Below are 15,829 nucleotides of genomic sequence, written 5' to 3'. Positions count from 1 at the left end.
ATCAAGCTGCCAGGTTATGAATGCATAACCTGCATTTCGCATTCAGCCTGGACGCCATAGGAAATTCGTCCGGCAGGCAGGAAAAAAAAGGCAATCAATGCGCCGTTTTTAACCTCAGGATAATGATGGCTTCCGGGGGCCGGGGCAGTCCATCCGGCACCCTGCCAGCCTCGTGGCCCCGCCAGTACCGCGCACTCTTCAAGTGGGATAACCATGTTCAATTCCCCGTACGGGTGGCAATGATAGTCACCACGGAATGTACGCTGCGCGTTATCCAGCTCGTGTCCTTTGCTGTCCATATAGACGGCGGTGATGCTGAAGAAGAATGTTTCAGCGGTCGGTTCACACAGACGGCTGCGGCGATAGTGTGGACCACTGATTTCGGTGCTAGCTGCCCATCCATGCGCAACACCTTCAATTACTAGGTTGGCGATTCTTTGGTACATCTCACTTTCCGGTCCGTAATTATCGTTCAACCATTGTTCTATGCAGGGTCCCGCGGTCTTATCTTTGATTAGGGAAAGGAACTCGATACACACTTCAATTAGCTCTTCACGCTTTTCCATTTAAAGAAACTCACTGGTTTAACGTTTCCCGCACATTCCCATGCCTGAACCGTTAAAAAAAGAGAACTTTTCACAATGTCTAAATGCATAGCGTGCATCTGAGTGCCCACCGGGTGTATCCCCTGAGTATCGTAGACACAAGCTCTACGGCTGATTTTGGTGTGAGCGGGCGAATTCGAACGTCCGCTTTTGGCCGATTGCTGTCTGTCAGGATGAACTCATTCCGGCGTCATCAGCACCGCTACGTCACATTGATGAATTCTTAGTTCTTGCTGATTGTAGCCAGCGCATTTCGCACACTGTCTCCAGCCTCACCGGAACCTGCATTGTGGAATAATTTTGTACATTCATAGGATAAGCTGATCAATCTGTCTGATCCCGAGTGCGCACCATGGCCATAAACTTCGACCTCAACGACCTGCAAGCTTTTCGCGCTGTGGTCGAGCAGGGCAGTTTTCGCAAAGCCGCCGACACCGTGCGTATATCTCAGCCTGCGCTGAGTCGGCGCATCGAAAAACTTGAAGACGCCCTCGGCGTACGATTGTTCGAACGCACTACACGTAAGGTCAGCTTGACTCAGGCCGGGCGTGGTTTCATGCCCAGCGTCGAGCGCTTGCTGGACGATCTGGACATAGCGCTGCTGGGCATCAGCGAAGTCGCCTCGACCCGGCTCGGCCATGTCACGGTGGCCTGCGTGCCCTCGGCAGCGTATTACTTCATGCCGCGCGTGATCGCCCATTACCACCGGCAGTTCCCGAGGATCAAAGTAAAAGTGCTCGACTCTAGCGCCCACGAGGTACTCAGCGCCGTCGTCAATGGCGAAGCAGATTTCGGTCTGAGCTTCATGGGTACGCTGGAGACTGGAGTCGAGTTCGAGCCATTGGTGCAGGAAGGTTATGTAGTGGCCTGTCGACGCGATCATCCGTTGGCGGGTCGAACCAGCGTGACCTGGGATGAGTTCTATCAGCAGGATTACATCTCGCTGGACAAGACCTCGGGCAATCGCTTTTTGCTGGATCAGGCGCTGACCGGAATCGTGCCGCAACGGCAGAGCATCTGTGAAACCCGGCATGTGACGACGATGATCGGTCTGGTGGAAGCGGGGTTGGGGGTAGCGGCGGTGCCGCTGATGGCGATGCCGGCAGCTGACCACCCGATTCTGACGCGGGTGCCGCTGACCGACCCGCAGGTGATGCGCAGTGTCGGCCTGATCAAGCGCCGGGGTCGCACATTGACCCCGGCTGCGTTGGAACTGGAACGGCTGGTGGTGGAAATGAAAGTTCAGGTCAGCGACTGACCGAATCCAGCCCGGTGGCCTTTACATCCGGTTGAGCGGTCGAGGAAGCCAGGTACTCCAACAACGCCTTGGCTTCAGCCGGGTGTTGCGCGCCCACGGGAATGCCGGCAGCGAAACGCGTTACCGATTGCACCGACTCTGGAATCTTTGCCACAAAACTTACCCCCGGCACGGGCAGCAATTCGCTGACTTGCTGGAAGCCCAGTTGATAGTCGCCGGTGGCAACCACCGAACCTACGGGGATTTTCGGGATCATCTTCGATTTGGGTTTGAGTTGGTCTTCAATGCCCAGGCGCTTGAACAACTGATCCTCGATGTACACGCCGCTGGCGCTATCGGAATAGGCGATGGACTTCGCGTCGAGCAAGGTCTTCTTCAATCCTTCAACGGAGCTGATGTCCGGCTTCGTCGCGCCCTCACGCACTACGAGCCCGATTCGGGAATCGGCCAGTTCAACCCGTGAAGCGGGATCAACCTTGCCTTGTTTGATCAGGTCATCGAGGGCATAACCGACCATGATCACTACGTCAGCTTTTTCTCCGCGAGAAAGACGGTTGGGAATAGCTTCCGGCGCTTTGCCCATCGACGGGCCAAGGGCGGTGTCGAGCGTGTTGCCGGTGGACGCGGCAAATTTAGGACCGAGGATTTTGTAGGCCGCGGTGAAACCACCGGAAGTCATCACACGGATCTCTTCCGCTTGGGCGACGGTGCTCAGGCCGAGGCTGGCCAGCAGGCCGAGGGCGGCGAAATTAAATAGCTTGTTCATGGTCGTGTTCTCACAAAGGGCAGGTTCAAGACATCGCCGGTTGCAGGCGGCCGGTGGAGCGGCGGTAGAGATACAGCGTCGCGCACAAGGCACAGAGCGCGGCGAAACTCATCCAATAGCCTGGCGCAGCTTTGTCGCCGGTGTACTGAATCAGAAAAGTCGACATTGCCGGGGTGAAGCCGCCAAACACCGCCGTAGCCAGGCTGTAAGCCAGGGAGAAACCGGCGACCCGGACTTCGACCGGCATGATTTCCGTGAGCGCCGCAATCATCGCGCCGCTGTACAAACCGTAAATGAACGACAACCACAGTAAGACCAACAGCATGTTGACGAAGCTTGGCGCGTTGACCAGATAAGTCAGCGCTGGATACGCAGTAGCGAGGGTTAACAGCGCCATGGCGATTAGCACTGGACGCCGACCGATGCGGTCAGACAACGCGCCGCCAATGGGTAACCAGAAGAAGTTCGAAACACCAACCAGCAACGTCACCAGCAACGCATCGGACGTGCTCAGGTGCAGCACGGTTTTACCGAAGGTCGGCGCGTAAACGGTGATGAGGTAGAACGCGGTAGTGGTCAGTGCGACCATCATCATCCCGGCGAACACGATCACCCAGTTTTGCGCGAGCGTGCGGAATACATCACCCATGCTGGGACGGTGTTTGCGCGCCGCGAACTCTTCGGTTTCTTCGAGGTTTCGGCGCAGGAAGAAAATGAACGGAACGATCATGCAACCGACGAAGAACGGAATCCGCCAGCCCCAATCGGCAATCATTGCGGGCGCCATCCACTGATTCAACCCGTAGCCCAAAGCCGCCGCAACGATAATTGCCACTTGCTGGCTGGCCGACTGCCAACTGGTGAAGAAGCCTTTGTTGCCCGGAGTGGCGATCTCCGAGAGGTACACCGAGACGCCCCCCATTTCCGCACCGGCCGAGAAACCTTGCAGCAAGCGACCGATCAGCACGATGGCCGGGGCAAACAGTCCGATGGTTTCGTAACCGGGCACCAACACAATGAGAATCGTGCCGCTGGCCATAATCGACAGCGTCACGATCAACCCTTTGCGCCGACCCACATCGTCGATGTAAGCACCGAGCACCACCGCACCCAACGGACGCATCAGGAAACCCGCGCCAAACACCGCGAAGGTCATCATCAGGGAAGCAAACTCACTACTGGCCGGGAAGAACACAGCCGCAATCTGCGTAGCGTAAAAGCCGAAAAGGAAGAAATCGAACTGTTCGAGGAAGTTGCCCGAGGTAACTCGAAAAATCGCACTGGCGCGTGAACGCCCGGAAGGGTTTGATGTTGTCATTGACCTGTACTCCACCGCTTTTATGACGTGCGCTGCCTGGACGCGGCGCACGGTTCTTATTAGGGCGAATGGTGGATTAGGATGATCGATATGATAAGTGCATTGTTGGCATGCATTAATGCATGGGACAAATCAATGGAAACGAAGGCATCTGAACAAGCTCAATGCACAGATCAACGAGAACCAAGACAAGACCAAGGCACTATTTGGCGGGTAAAAACAGTTGTTTAATCTAATCGTCAATTCCGCACCTGACAGCAATTTCAAACTTCGCCTCTAGTTAAGCCCCGAAGTTAAAAGCTATAGAGATTCGCGGTCGCGTCCCTTCAAAACGTCGCACTGAATGCATTAGCCACGACGGAAACATGATGAATGTTCCACTTCTGGCAGCACAAGTACAACTAAAGCCGGCAGTCAGGCAATCTTCGACTCTCATTCGCAGAGCAGGATTGTAGGTCGATGCAACCATACCACGCGGGTCTACAAACTCTAGATCACCTCCAACGGCTGGATCGTCCTCTCGGCCGCCGGCATCAACCCAGTAAACCCCTGACCAAAATGCACCAGGGTGCCCATGAAGTGAATTGCTGTGGCCTGCCTCATTAACATTTGCCCACGCGTTGAGTTTCCATTCGAAACTGGGCTCGGTTAAGCCGTATTGCTCGCTATGAACCGCAGTAAGCTGAATGGCGAACTCTGTGGCAAATCTCACCAATGCATCGCAGGCCTCCCCTCCCCATGTTGGGAAATCGTTCGCGGACTGCCAGCCGCCGTTATTGCTGCGCTGTGCGCCGCTGCGATCTTCCGCCATACGACGTGTGATTATAGCTTTCAGCTCAGCATTGAGTTTTTCTGCGTCGGGGTACTGGATACTGGCAAGGGGGGTCGCGAACAGCCGTTGAATCTTTATCAGTTCAGGAACTACCAGGTTGTTGCTCGACTGCATTGCGTTTTTCCAAGTTGCGCTAGTTGGAAAAACTATACAGTTTGAAATAAATAGGAGATGTAAACCTTTGTTAAAGTCTTTGTCCTTAGTCACTCCAATCTATCACCGTAAAGCCGAGCTGTTTTCGCCGCAAAGTGATAATCATCGAAGGCGATCTGGCCTGGCAGTCCTGTTGTGCCTGGATCGCCCAGGCTACTCAATCCACAACAAACAACCTGGCACCCGTCGTGCTGAACGATCGATGCCCCTCAGCATTGTTGCCCACCTGATAGCTCATCCCGGCGGTGAGCGTGAACTGGCGACCATCCTCCAGTTCCGTGTGCAACTCGCCTTCCAGGCACAACAGGATATGACCTCTCCAGCACCAGTGATCGGCCAGGTATCCGGGACTGTATTCAACCATCCGCACGCGCGTTGAACCAAACTGGCAAGTTCGCCAAGAGGCGGTACCGGTTTGTCCAGCATGCTGGACCGGTTCGACCGTCGACCAATCAGTCGTACCAAAGGGAACAGCCGTGAGATCCATGGTTGCCTCATCTATCAAGAATGTCGGTGGACCGTAGCCATTCTGCGAGGCTTTCGATAGACACAGATGCCTCGCATTTATGAGATACAGCCATTCACTCAAGCATGAAGGTCAGGAGCAATCACGCTCGCATACACCGCCCGGTCAACATTTCCGCCAGACAGAATCACCCCAACCCTTTTGCCTTCCATAGTTTCACGCTCCTGCATAAGCGCAGCCAGCGCCGCCGCGCCTGCCCCTTCCGCGAGGTTGTGGGTATCGGTGTAATACACGCGCATGGCTTCGGCAATCTGACCCTCGCTGACGGATACGATTCGCGCCGCCGCTGCCCCGTAGATGGCGAAGGCCTCGGGAACCGGTTTGCGCACGGCGAGTCCGTCGGCAAAGGTATTGGCCGAGGCGGTTTCGCAGATTGTTCCCGCTTCAAACGATAACTTTGCGCCTGCCGCCTCCGTGGAAACCACCCCCACCACTTGCGTCTTCAAGCCCAGCGCGTCGCGGGCGGCGATCACTCCACAAATCCCCGAGCCACAGCCAATCGGCACGTAGACGGTGTCCAGGTCCGGCGCAGCCTTGAACAGCTCCAACGCATAGGTGGCCACGCCTTTGACCAACTCGGTGTGGAATGGCGGCACGAGGTACAGGTCATGCACTTTTGCCAGGCGTGCAGCCTCTTCACGGGCCTCATCGAAGTCGCGGCCATACTCAACCACTTCACCGCCGAAGCCGCGCATGGCATTGTTCTTTTCCAGCGAGTTACCTTCCGGCACTACGATCAGCGCCCGCAAACCCAGCGCGCTTGCGGCCAGCGCCAGGCTCTGGCCATGATTGCCGCGGGTCGCGGAAACAATACCCTTCACGCCTGGGTGCTCGCGTTTGAGCCAGTGCATGAAGGTAATGCCGCCGCGCACTTTGAATGCCCCCGTAGGGGTGTGGTTTTCATGCTTGACCCACACCGTGCAACCCAACCGCTCCGCCAGCAATGGCCAAGGGTACTGCGCGGTGGCGGGCATGACCTGGTACACGTGGCGGGCGGCCTGTTCGATATCGTCGCGAGTCAGTCTGTTCATGAAGCAGCTTCCCTGAGGTTTTGCCCAGCTTAGACAGGGGTGCAGTGCGCTGGCTTTCAAAAAACCGACCTGACTTTTATGTGCCCTCTTCACTACTATGGTGTTCATGAGCCTTCGAACCCGTCTGCAGCCATCGCTTGTTACCGAACCGATCCGCCGTGTCGAGGCAGGGCCGTGGGTGATCGAATTGTTGCCCGCCTGCGCCTACGCGGCCCGATATGTAGCGACCCACGCGGCGATTGGTTTTGCCTTCGACAGCCAGCGAGGCCTGCACGCGATCGGCAGCGACCGGGTGCAACCCTTCGTTGCCACGCCCAATGGCCTGGCGTTCGTCCCGGCCGGTTGCGACGTGTTGTCCGAGTCATCCCAAGGCGGTGAGTACCTGCGGGTCATTCACACCGAGGGTATGGAATGGATGGGGGATCGTGCCTTCAACAATTGTATTGATCCGCAAGCCATTACCCTCGCGCGCAGAATGCGCAGCGCGCTGTTGAATCCCTCGGTGGGAGATGACTGGGAAGCCTGGGCACTCGCCCTCGGTGAACGGGCGAAGGGGCACGACGCGTTGTCGGCACCGATCCGGGGCTCTATCACCCACAGCCGGATGCGCCTGCTCGATGAGTTTATTGACGCAGGCCTCGAGGGCCCGCTCAGTGTGCAGGCGATGGCAGGATTGCTTGAACTGTCCGAAGGCTATTTCATGCGGGCATTCAAGAACGCGACGGGCAAAAGCCCTCACAGTTACCTGATCGACCGACGCCTCGCCAAGGCCCGTGCCCGGCTGCGCGATTCGACAGCCAGTCTGTCGGAGATCGCCCTCACCTGCGGTTTCAACTCCCAGGCGCACATGGCGACCGCTTTCAAACAACGCCTTGGCGTGAGTCCGGCGCAATTGCGCAGAGGTTAACGTCCGCTCAGGGCGAGGTTATCGGATAGCAGGCATTTGTAATGCACGGCATTGCTCGGCAGAATCGCGTCCCGATCCGGCCAAAGCGCCGGGCGTTTGTGTTGAAAAGGGGCGGCAGTTGAACGAACAGACATTGTCCATGCGCCTGGAGCGCGTGGCGGCGCATGTGCCAGCCGGTGCGCGCCTGGCCGACATCGGCTCGGATCACGGCTACCTGCCGGTGGCGTTGATGCGCCGTGGCGCGATCACGGCAGCGGTGGCCGGCGAGGTGGCAATGACGCCCTTCCGCTCGGCCGAACGCACCGTGCGCGAAAACGGCCTGACCCCACAGATCACCGTGCGCCTGGCCGATGGCCTGGCGGCGATCGAGCCGGAAGACGGGATCACGGCGATCAGTATCTGTGGCATGGGCGGCGAGACGATCCGCGATATCCTCGACAGTGGCAAGGCGCGTCTGAACGGCCAGGAGCGCCTGATCCTGCAGCCCAACGGCGGCGAGCAGCCTTTGCGCCAATGGCTGATGGAAAATGGCTACCGCATCCACTACGAGGAATTGCTGCGGGAAAACCGCTTCGACTACGAAATCATCATCGCCGAGCGTGACGGGCCGGTGACATACACCGCCGAAGAGCTGTACTTCGGCCCGCTGCAGATGCAGGCACGCAGCCCGGCGTTTCTGTTCAAATGGCAGCGCCTGCTGCGCCAGAAGCAGAAGAACCTGACCCTCCTGGCCCGGGCGCAACAGGCCGTGCCTGAGGAGAAGGCGCAAGACATCGCCCGACAGGCCCGGTGGATCACCGAACTGCTGGCTTGAGTCCGATCAGGGTTTGTCCTCTTCACGCCCCTTCAGTGAATCCCCTTCCCGCACCCACCGCCGGACCTCAGCCTGTATGGCATACGCCGGCGCCTCCACCGCATTGAAATCTTGTGTATATCGCTGGGCAAATCCTTCCACCCCCCACTCCTGATACTGCTGCAAATGCTTGAGTTCGTGGGCCCAGAGCGCGACGTTCTGTTCTGCGGTTTGAGCGTCCCGGAAGAGGATGATGTCGATCAGCGTCACGGCCCCCACATCGGGGTTTTGCAGCATGGCCGTGGCGGCGTTGAATTGGCCGTTGTCGCTGATTTTGTAGCGCGCGGTATCGAGGACACCGGGTTCGTACCAGCGCAGCAGTTGCTCCCGGATCTGCGGTGGGATGGGTTGGACACCGGCGTTGGCGGCTTCGGCACGAGCCTGGGTCAGCCACAACGCCAGGGCGGGTGCCGCGATCTGGTAGATGTCATCAGGCATGGGGCCGAGCAGCGGTCGCAGGTCCGGCAGGCAGACGCAGCCGTCCAGGCACACTTGTTTCTCGCCAGTGGGACAGGCGTCAGTCTGCGCTCGCACTTCCAGCGTCAGGCAAAGCACAAACAGCGCCACCAGGCGCAGGGTGATGGGCGGCATTGGGCGCTCCAAAGGAAGGACGCAGCGCGTGATCAACGATCCGCATGGCGTTAGCGTAGTCGCGAACCAAGCGCCCGTTCTCAACCTCAGCCAACCGTCTAAACTGGTGAGTACACGACTGCAGACGCTGCAAGTCGTCTCCTGCAGGAAAACGCCATGACCGGAAAAACTGCACGTCAATGCTCGTCATGGGTCCTGCACTACCTGCTTGCCATCAACCTGGCGATGATGGCGGGATGTTCGGGAAAAAACTCCACGGCTCGGTATTCCGCTTCGATGGGCTCAAGCTGTTATGCCAAAGCGCTGCCCACTTCCGGCGAAGGCGGCCTCGCTTGGGGGGACACCTTGAAAATGGCGCGCCAGAAATCCATGAACAACTGCATTCGCTACGCCGGCCGCTCCGGTGGCACGCCGGATACCTGTCAGGTGGTGTTGGCCGAGTGCAGAAACTAGGCACGTAGGTAGCAAGAGCATCCTGCCCTCCCCGTCTATTCGTTAAAAAACAAAATTGCCATGTGTTTCCTTCGTTCTTGCCTACGTCGCAGTTCTTCACTGCCCGTTCCTGTCCGTCTGGAGTTTCTCAATGCCCTCGCCCAAATCCTTGCCCACCGTGCTGTTGGGCCTGGCCCTTGTTTGTCCGGCCATTGCCGACGCCCAGGGTCTGGAACTTGGACAAGTGCTGATCGGGGCTGAGGATCGCAGTGGCGAAGACGCGTCAGTCGAGGACGCCAAGGCCCGGCTTGCCGAAGTGCCCGGTGGCACCAATGTCGTCGACCTGCGCCGCCCCCTGCAGGGCCGCGTGGCCAGCAACCAGGATGTGTTGGCGTATCAGCCGGGGGTGTATGCCCAGTCGGCGGGCAACGAAGGGGTAAAAATCTCGATCCGCGGATCGGGGATCAACCGTGCACCGGGCGCCCATGCTTCGGGGCTGTACAGCATGTTCGACGGTCTGCCGCTGACCGGCCCGGGCGGCACGCCCTATGAATTGCTGGAGCCACTGTGGCTCGACCACGTGGAAGTGCTGCGCGGCGCCAACGGTTTCGACCGGGGCGCGCTGGCCTTGGGCGGGGCGATCGATTACATCAGCCACACCGGCTACAACGCACCGCTGTTGCAGGTGCGCTATGCGATGGGCAGCCACGGCTATCAGCAGCGCCAAGTCAGTTCCGGACAGGTGCTGGGTGACTTCGACTACTACGTGGCCACGACCGATGCGCGTTCCGACGGCTACCAGGACCATACGAACAGCGAGAGCCAGGGCGTCATCGCCAACTTCGGCTATCGCTTCAACCCGAAACTGGAAACGCGTTTCTACCTGCGCTATCGCCAGACCGACAACGAGCTCGCCGGGCGGGTGACCAAGCACTCCATCGAGCACGACCCACGGGCGGCCAACCCCGCTTACGTGGCTCGGGACGATAGCCGAGAGCAGCCGGGCAGTACCTTCATCGGCAACAAAACCACTTACTACATCGATGACGACTCGAGCGTTCAGACCGGCCTTGTCTACCACGACTATCCGATGGACTTGCGTGAAGGCCCCAACCGCCTGAAGGTCGCGTACACGGATGTCAGCGGCACGTTCGACTACAAGCGTCGCGACACACTCTGGGGCCTGGAAAGCCATAGCACCCTGGGTTTGCGCGTGACCAAGCATCTGCCGAATGCCGGTGCCAGCGAGTTGGTACGCATCCCCACCGGCAACACCGCTCGCTACGCGCCGGGCACGCACATTCGCAACTTCACCTACCAGGGCTCGGACACCGTCCTGCATATGGGCAACGACCTGGAGATTGCGAACGACCTGTGGCTGACGACCGGCCTCGCCGCGATCTACACCCGCCGCGAAAGCGCCGTGACCTACCCGGAAGGCGGTGGCAAGACCAGCCTCAACGACTGGGACTACGCCCCACGTCTAGGCCTGCGTTACCAACTGACACCTGACCTGCAACTGTTCGGCAATCTCAGTCGCTCGGTCGAGGCGCCACATCCCTGGTCGCTGATTTACAGCTCCAACATTCGATTCCCGGCTGGCAGCGGCGTCGCCACAGGCGCCCAGCGCGACCCGATCAAACTGCAAAACCAGACCGCGACCACCCTGGAAATCGGCGGCCGCGGCGACAGCGCGATGGGGCAATGGAGCCTGGCCTGGTACTTCGCCCAAGTGCGACACGAATTGCTCTCGGTGTTGCCGGATGCCAACGCCACCACGCCCTACGAGCTCAATGCCAGCCCCACCGTGCACCAAGGCGTGGAAGCCAGCCTGCAAAGCAACCTGTGGTCGCGAGACGATGGCGGCCAACTGAGCCTGCGCCAGAGCTATACCTTCAGTGACTTCCACTATCGCGATGACGACCGCTTCGGCAACAACCGCCTGCCGGGCCTGCCAATGCACTACTACCAGGGCGAGCTGCGCTACGACTGGCCGCAAGGTTTTTTCGCTGCGCTCAACACGCAGTGGGTGTCCAGGGTTGCGGTGGACTACGCCAACAGCTATTACGCCGATCCCTACGCCCTGTTCGGTGCGACGCTCGGATACAACACACCCAAGGGCGACTGGCAAACCTGGCTGGACGTGCGCAACCTGACTGACAAGCACTACGCCGCCACTGTCACTCCGGGCTATGACGACAAAGGGCTGGACGCAGCACGATCCACGCCGGGTGAAGGTTTGGGGGTGTATGTCGGGGTGTCGTGGAGTCTGCTCTGAATGGGTTGAGACAAACGAGTTTGACCATCGCATATGGATAACCGTATATTCGATTATCCATATGCAATTGCTCGTTTGAAGAGGAGTTCCCATGCGCGTTCTGTTCATGTGCACCGCCAATAGTTGCCGCAGCATTCTGTCCGAAGCAATGTTCAATCATCTTGCGCCAGAAGGTTTCCAGGCCATCAGCGCCGGCAGCTTCCCCAAGGGGCAGGTACTGCCGCGCAGTCTTGCGACGTTGCAGGAGGCCGGCATCGCAATTGACGGTTTGAGCAGCAAAGGCAACGACGCCTTCGAAGCCAATCCACCGGACGTCGTCATCACCGTCTGCGACAAGGCTGCCGGCGAGGCTTGCCCGGTGTATTTCGGGCCGGCCCTGAAAGCGCATTGGGGACTGGAAGATCCCTCCGAGGTGAAGGGCGACGAAGCCGTCGTCACCGCAGCCTTCCACTCGACTCTGGCGCACATCGAAACACGCTGCCGGGCTTTCCTCGCCCTGCCCTTCGCCGAACTTGATCGCGATGCCTTGAAGCGCGAACTCGATCGCATCAGCACCCTCTGACCGGAGCCCTCATGTCCCACGAACTGCCACACCTCGACGCCTCCCTGTTTGAGTCGATGACCCGTGATGACACCCGGCACAAGCCGCGAATCCTGCTGTTGTATGGATCGACCCGACCGCGTTCATTCAGTCGTCTGCTGGTCGAAGAAGCCGCTCGACTGCTCGAACATTTCGGTGCAGAAACACGGATCTTCAATCCATCGGGATTGCCGCTACCGGATGACGCTCCAAACGATCACCCGAAAGTTCAGGAATTGCTCGAGCTGATGCAATGGTCTGAGGGCCAGGTCTGGTGTTCACCCGAGCGCCACGGTTCGATGTCTGCCGTGTTCAAGGCGCAAATCGACTGGGTGCCCCTCGCAATAGGCGCGATTCGTCCGACCCAAGGTAAAACGCTCGCAGTCATGCAAGTCAGCGGCGGCTCCCAGTCTTTTAACGTGGTGAATCAACTGCGCGTGCTTGGCCGCTGGATGCGGATGTTCACGATCCCCAACCAGTCTTCCGTGCCGAAAGCCTATCTGGAATTCGACGAAGGCAATCGCATGAAACCATCCTCACTCTATGATCGGGTGGTGGACGTCATGGAGGAACTGGTGAAGTTCACCCTGTTGCTACGCGATCGCCCGGACCTGGTCGACCGTTATTCGGAACGCAAGGAGTCGGCAGAAGAACTGACCCGGCGTGTCAATCAACGGTCGATTTGAAGTTCAGGCACCTGTCTTTGAAATACAAAAACGCCCGATGTGTTACATCGGGCGTTGGGGTGAAACAGGTGTAATGGTCGGCAGCACCAACTATCAGTTCTGCGCTTTGCTCATCTTGGTGAACAGCTCGGTCGGCACTTTCTTGCCGTTGGAGGTGAACTGGTTGGTGCGGAACTTGTAGACCTCGCCTTCAGAGAGGAAACCGTCGTTGTTGGTGTCCATCGCCTTGAACTCTTCAGTGCCCTGCGGGGCCACGGCCAGCAACTCTTTCAGGGAAACGCGGCCGTCGTGGTCAGTGTCGGTACGGGCAAAGGAAGCGTCGCCGCATTTGCCTTCACCGCACTTGCCTTCACCAGCCTTGGTGACCTTGGCGCCGGTTTCGCTGGCGCCGCACTTGCCTTCGCCACATTTGCCTTCACTGGTCTTTTCAGCGGCGGCGAGTTGGTAGCCTTGAGGCAGCGCGTCAGCGGCGAAGGCGGACGACGCGAGGTTCATGCAGCCAACCAGTGAAACAGCGATCAGGCCAATACGGGATTTGTTCGAAAGACGGGACATGGTTATTTCTCCGGATACTGTGTGCGGGCAGACCGCTTAGGGTCATGCCACAAGGGCTATAAGCCGTGGTGCGAGGTGCGTTTGCTTTCTCGCTAAGGCCAGGCTATTTGACTGCAACCGTGTATCCCGGATGTATCCGGATCGAGGGGCATTTGTACGCCAGCATCTGTACAGCAGGTCCAGATACACAGCGATACACATGCCCGCTCTTTTATCCTGGCGGCCTGGAAGCCCCTGAATAAAATGAGCATCAATCATATCCCTGTGAAGCCGTCCGGTACTGCTGTACGAACTTTTCTGCAGGCAAAACAAAACCCCAACTGCTTTCGCAATTGGGGTTTCGGAATTTAATCTTGACGATGACCTACTCTCACATGGGGAAACCCCACACTACCATCGGCGATGCATCGTTTCACTGCTGAGTTCGGGATGGGATCAGGTGGTTCCAACGCTCTATGGTCGTCAAGAAATTCGGTAGCCGGCTCGTTTTCTCTTGCGAGATCACGTTCCAGCGAATGGGTATGCGATAGTTTGTGTGTTTGTATCCGAACTTTCGGTTCGTTTCGTCTTCACACACCGCAATCTGGCCTCTCTCGAGTTCACAAATTGCTTGGGTGTTATATGGTCAAGCCTCACGGGCAATTAGTATTGGTTAGCTCAACGCCTCACAGCGCTTACACACCCAACCTATCAACGTCGTAGTCTTCGACGGCCCTTCAGGGGACTCAAGGTCCCAGTGAGATCTCATCTTGAGGCTAGTTTCCCGCTTAGATGCTTTCAGCGGTTATCTATTCCGAACATAGCTACCCGGCAATGCCACTGGCGTGACAACCGGAACACCAGAGGTTCGTCCACTCCGGTCCTCTCGTACTAGGAGCAGCCCCTCTCAAATCTCAAACGTCCACGGCAGATAGGGACCGAACTGTCTCACGACGTTCTAAACCCAGCTCGCGTACCACTTTAAATGGCGAACAGCCATACCCTTGGGACCGGCTTCAGCCCCAGGATGTGATGAGCCGACATCGAGGTGCCAAACACCGCCGTCGATATGAACTCTTGGGCGGTATCAGCCTGTTATCCCCGGAGTACCTTTTATCCGTTGAGCGATGGCCCTTCCATACAGAACCACCGGATCACTAAGACCTACTTTCGTACCTGCTCGACGTGTCTGTCTCGCAGTCAAGCGCGCTTTTGCCTTTATACTCTACGACCGATTTCCGACCGGTCTGAGCGCACCTTCGTACTCCTCCGTTACTCTTTAGGAGGAGACCGCCCCAGTCAAACTACCCACCATACACTGTCCTCGATCCGGATAACGGACCTGAGTTAGAACCTCAAAGTTGCCAGGGTGGTATTTCAAGGTTGGCTCCACGCGAACTGGCGTCCACGCTTCAAAGCCTCCCACCTATCCTACACAAGCAAATTCAAAGTCCAGTGCAAAGCTATAGTAAAGGTTCACGGGGTCTTTCCGTCTAGCCGCGGATACACTGCATCTTCACAGCGATTTCAATTTCACTGAGTCTCGGGTGGAGACAGCGCCGCCATCGTTACGCCATTCGTGCAGGTCGGAACTTACCCGACAAGGAATTTCGCTACCTTAGGACCGTTATAGTTACGGCCGCCGTTTACCGGGGCTTCGATCAAGAGCTTCGCGTTAGCTAACCCCATCAATTAACCTTCCGGCACCGGGCAGGCGTCACACCCTATACGTCCACTTTCGTGTTTGCAGAGTGCTGTGTTTTTAATAAACAGTCGCAGCGGCCTGGTATCTTCGACCGGCATGGGCTTACGGAGCAAGTCCTTCACCCTCACCGGCGCACCTTCTCCCGAAGTTACGGTGCCATTTTGCCTAGTTCCTTCACCCGAGTTCTCTCAAGCGCCTTGGTATTCTCTACCCAACCACCTGTGTCGGTTTGGGGTACGGTTCCTGGTTACCTGAAGCTTAGAAGCTTTTCTTGGAAGCATGGCATCAACCACTTCGTCATCTAAAAGATAACTCGTCATCAGCTCTCGGCCTTAGAATCCCGGATTTACCTAAGATTCCAGCCTACCACCTTAAACTTGGACAACCAACGCCAAGCTGGCCTAGCCTTCTCCGTCCCTCCATCGCAATAACCAGAAGTACAGGAATATTAACCTGTTTTCCATCGACTACGCTTTTCAGCCTCGCCTTAGGGACCGACTAACCCTGCGTCGATTAACGTTGCGCAGGAAACCTTGGTCTTTCGGCGTGGGTGTTTTTCACACCCATTGTCGTTACTCATGTCAGCATTCGCACTTCTGATACCTCCAGCAAGCTTCTCAACTCACCTTCACAGGCTTACAGAACGCTCCTCTACCGCATCACCTAAGTGATACCCGTAGCTTCGGTGTATGGTTTGAGCCCCGTTACATCTTCCGCGCAGGCCGACTCGACTAGTGAGCTATTACGCTTTCTTTAAAGGGTGGCTGCTTCTAA

The 15,829-nt window shown here is 57.7% G+C and carries 15 protein-coding genes and 2 rRNA genes (1 of these 17 running past the window's edge); 7 read left to right on the top strand and 10 right to left on the bottom strand.

The genetic code is table 11. The features are described 5' to 3' along the window. Nucleotides 1-14 precede the first annotated feature (14 nt). On the bottom strand, nt 15-566 hold the full coding sequence (locus tag J2Y86_RS01070; protein ID WP_253427450.1) for a 4-hydroxylaminobenzoate lyase: 552 nt from the start codon (nt 564-566) through the stop codon (nt 15-17). A gap of 391 nt (nt 567-957) precedes the next feature. On the opposite strand from J2Y86_RS01070, the gene J2Y86_RS01065 reads away from it, so the two are divergent. Further along, complete coding sequence (locus J2Y86_RS01065; RefSeq protein WP_253427449.1) at nt 958-1,863, top strand: LysR family transcriptional regulator; 906 nt, start codon at nt 958-960, stop codon at nt 1,861-1,863. On the opposite strand, the gene J2Y86_RS01060 is transcribed toward J2Y86_RS01065, so the two are convergent. The 5 genes from J2Y86_RS01060 to J2Y86_RS01040 all read right to left on the bottom strand — a co-directional run bounded on the left by J2Y86_RS01060 (nt 1,853) and on the right by J2Y86_RS01040 (nt 6,489). Beyond that, nucleotides 1,853-2,629, bottom strand: a complete 777-nt coding sequence (locus tag J2Y86_RS01060) for a substrate-binding domain-containing protein (protein WP_253427448.1) — start codon at nt 2,627-2,629, stop codon at nt 1,853-1,855. The genes J2Y86_RS01065 and J2Y86_RS01060 overlap by 11 nt on opposite strands. Nucleotides 2,630-2,654: 25 nt before the next feature. After that, on the bottom strand, nt 2,655-3,947 hold the full coding sequence (locus J2Y86_RS01055) for an MFS transporter (protein WP_253427446.1): 1,293 nt from the start codon (nt 3,945-3,947) through the stop codon (nt 2,655-2,657). 280 nt (nt 3,948-4,227) lie between these two features. Then, nucleotides 4,228-4,893, bottom strand: a complete 666-nt coding sequence (locus J2Y86_RS01050) for a TIGR02466 family protein (RefSeq protein ID WP_253427444.1) — start codon at nt 4,891-4,893, stop codon at nt 4,228-4,230. A gap of 196 nt (nt 4,894-5,089) precedes the next feature. Then, entirely contained in the window at nt 5,090-5,419 is a 330-nt protein-coding gene (locus J2Y86_RS01045) for a DHCW motif cupin fold protein (RefSeq protein WP_253427442.1), read from the bottom strand. Nucleotides 5,420-5,517: 98 nt separating this feature from the next. Continuing rightward, complete coding sequence (locus J2Y86_RS01040; RefSeq protein WP_253427440.1) at nt 5,518-6,489, bottom strand: threonine dehydratase; 972 nt, start codon at nt 6,487-6,489, stop codon at nt 5,518-5,520. A 97-nt stretch (nt 6,490-6,586) separates the two neighbouring features. Between J2Y86_RS01040 and J2Y86_RS01035 the strand changes: the two genes are divergently transcribed. Continuing rightward, nucleotides 6,587-7,396 (top strand): helix-turn-helix transcriptional regulator, encoded by an 810-nt coding sequence (locus tag J2Y86_RS01035; protein WP_437180648.1) that lies wholly within the window; start codon nt 6,587-6,589, stop codon nt 7,394-7,396. 118 nt (nt 7,397-7,514) lie between these two features. Continuing rightward, nucleotides 7,515-8,210, top strand: a complete 696-nt coding sequence (locus J2Y86_RS01030) for a tRNA (adenine(22)-N(1))-methyltransferase (RefSeq protein WP_301308631.1) — start codon at nt 7,515-7,517, stop codon at nt 8,208-8,210. A 6-nt stretch (nt 8,211-8,216) separates the two neighbouring features. Here J2Y86_RS01030 and J2Y86_RS01025 read toward each other — a convergent pair whose 3' ends face one another. Then, entirely contained in the window at nt 8,217-8,840 is a 624-nt protein-coding gene (locus tag J2Y86_RS01025) for an eCIS core domain-containing protein (RefSeq protein ID WP_253427437.1), read from the bottom strand. Nucleotides 8,841-8,996: 156 nt separating this feature from the next. On the opposite strand from J2Y86_RS01025, the gene J2Y86_RS01020 reads away from it, so the two are divergent. The 4 genes from J2Y86_RS01020 to arsH all read left to right on the top strand — a co-directional run bounded on the left by J2Y86_RS01020 (nt 8,997) and on the right by arsH (nt 12,816). Next, nucleotides 8,997-9,293, top strand: coding sequence for a DUF4189 domain-containing protein (locus J2Y86_RS01020; RefSeq protein WP_253427435.1), 297 nt, complete (start codon nt 8,997-8,999; stop codon nt 9,291-9,293). Nucleotides 9,294-9,423: 130 nt separating this feature from the next. Then, nucleotides 9,424-11,550, top strand: coding sequence for a TonB-dependent receptor family protein (locus J2Y86_RS01015; RefSeq protein WP_253427432.1), 2,127 nt, complete (start codon nt 9,424-9,426; stop codon nt 11,548-11,550). Nucleotides 11,551-11,641: 91 nt separating this feature from the next. Beyond that, entirely contained in the window at nt 11,642-12,112 is a 471-nt protein-coding gene (locus tag J2Y86_RS01010; protein WP_253427430.1) for an arsenate reductase ArsC, read from the top strand. 11 nt (nt 12,113-12,123) lie between these two features. Beyond that, nucleotides 12,124-12,816, top strand: coding sequence for an arsenical resistance protein ArsH (gene arsH / locus J2Y86_RS01005; RefSeq protein ID WP_253427428.1), 693 nt, complete (start codon nt 12,124-12,126; stop codon nt 12,814-12,816). A 93-nt stretch (nt 12,817-12,909) separates the two neighbouring features. Here the strand turns inward: arsH and J2Y86_RS01000 are convergent, their stop codons facing one another. The 3 genes from J2Y86_RS01000 to J2Y86_RS00990 all read right to left on the bottom strand — a co-directional run. Then, the gene (locus J2Y86_RS01000; protein WP_253427426.1) at nt 12,910-13,371 is read right to left on the bottom strand and encodes an HvfA family oxazolone/thioamide-modified RiPP metallophore; all 462 of its coding nucleotides are present in this window, start codon (nt 13,369-13,371) and stop codon (nt 12,910-12,912) included. A 351-nt stretch (nt 13,372-13,722) separates the two neighbouring features. Then, nucleotides 13,723-13,838 (bottom strand): 5S ribosomal RNA (rrf, locus tag J2Y86_RS00995). Between the two features lie 154 nt (nt 13,839-13,992). Continuing rightward, nucleotides 13,993-15,829, bottom strand: a 23S ribosomal RNA gene (locus tag J2Y86_RS00990) (it continues 1,055 nt past the right edge of the window).

Source organism: Pseudomonas migulae (assembly GCF_024169315.1).
GTDB lineage: Bacteria > Pseudomonadota > Gammaproteobacteria > Pseudomonadales > Pseudomonadaceae > Aquipseudomonas > Aquipseudomonas migulae_B.
This window is presented reverse-complemented; position numbering and strand designations above follow the sequence as displayed.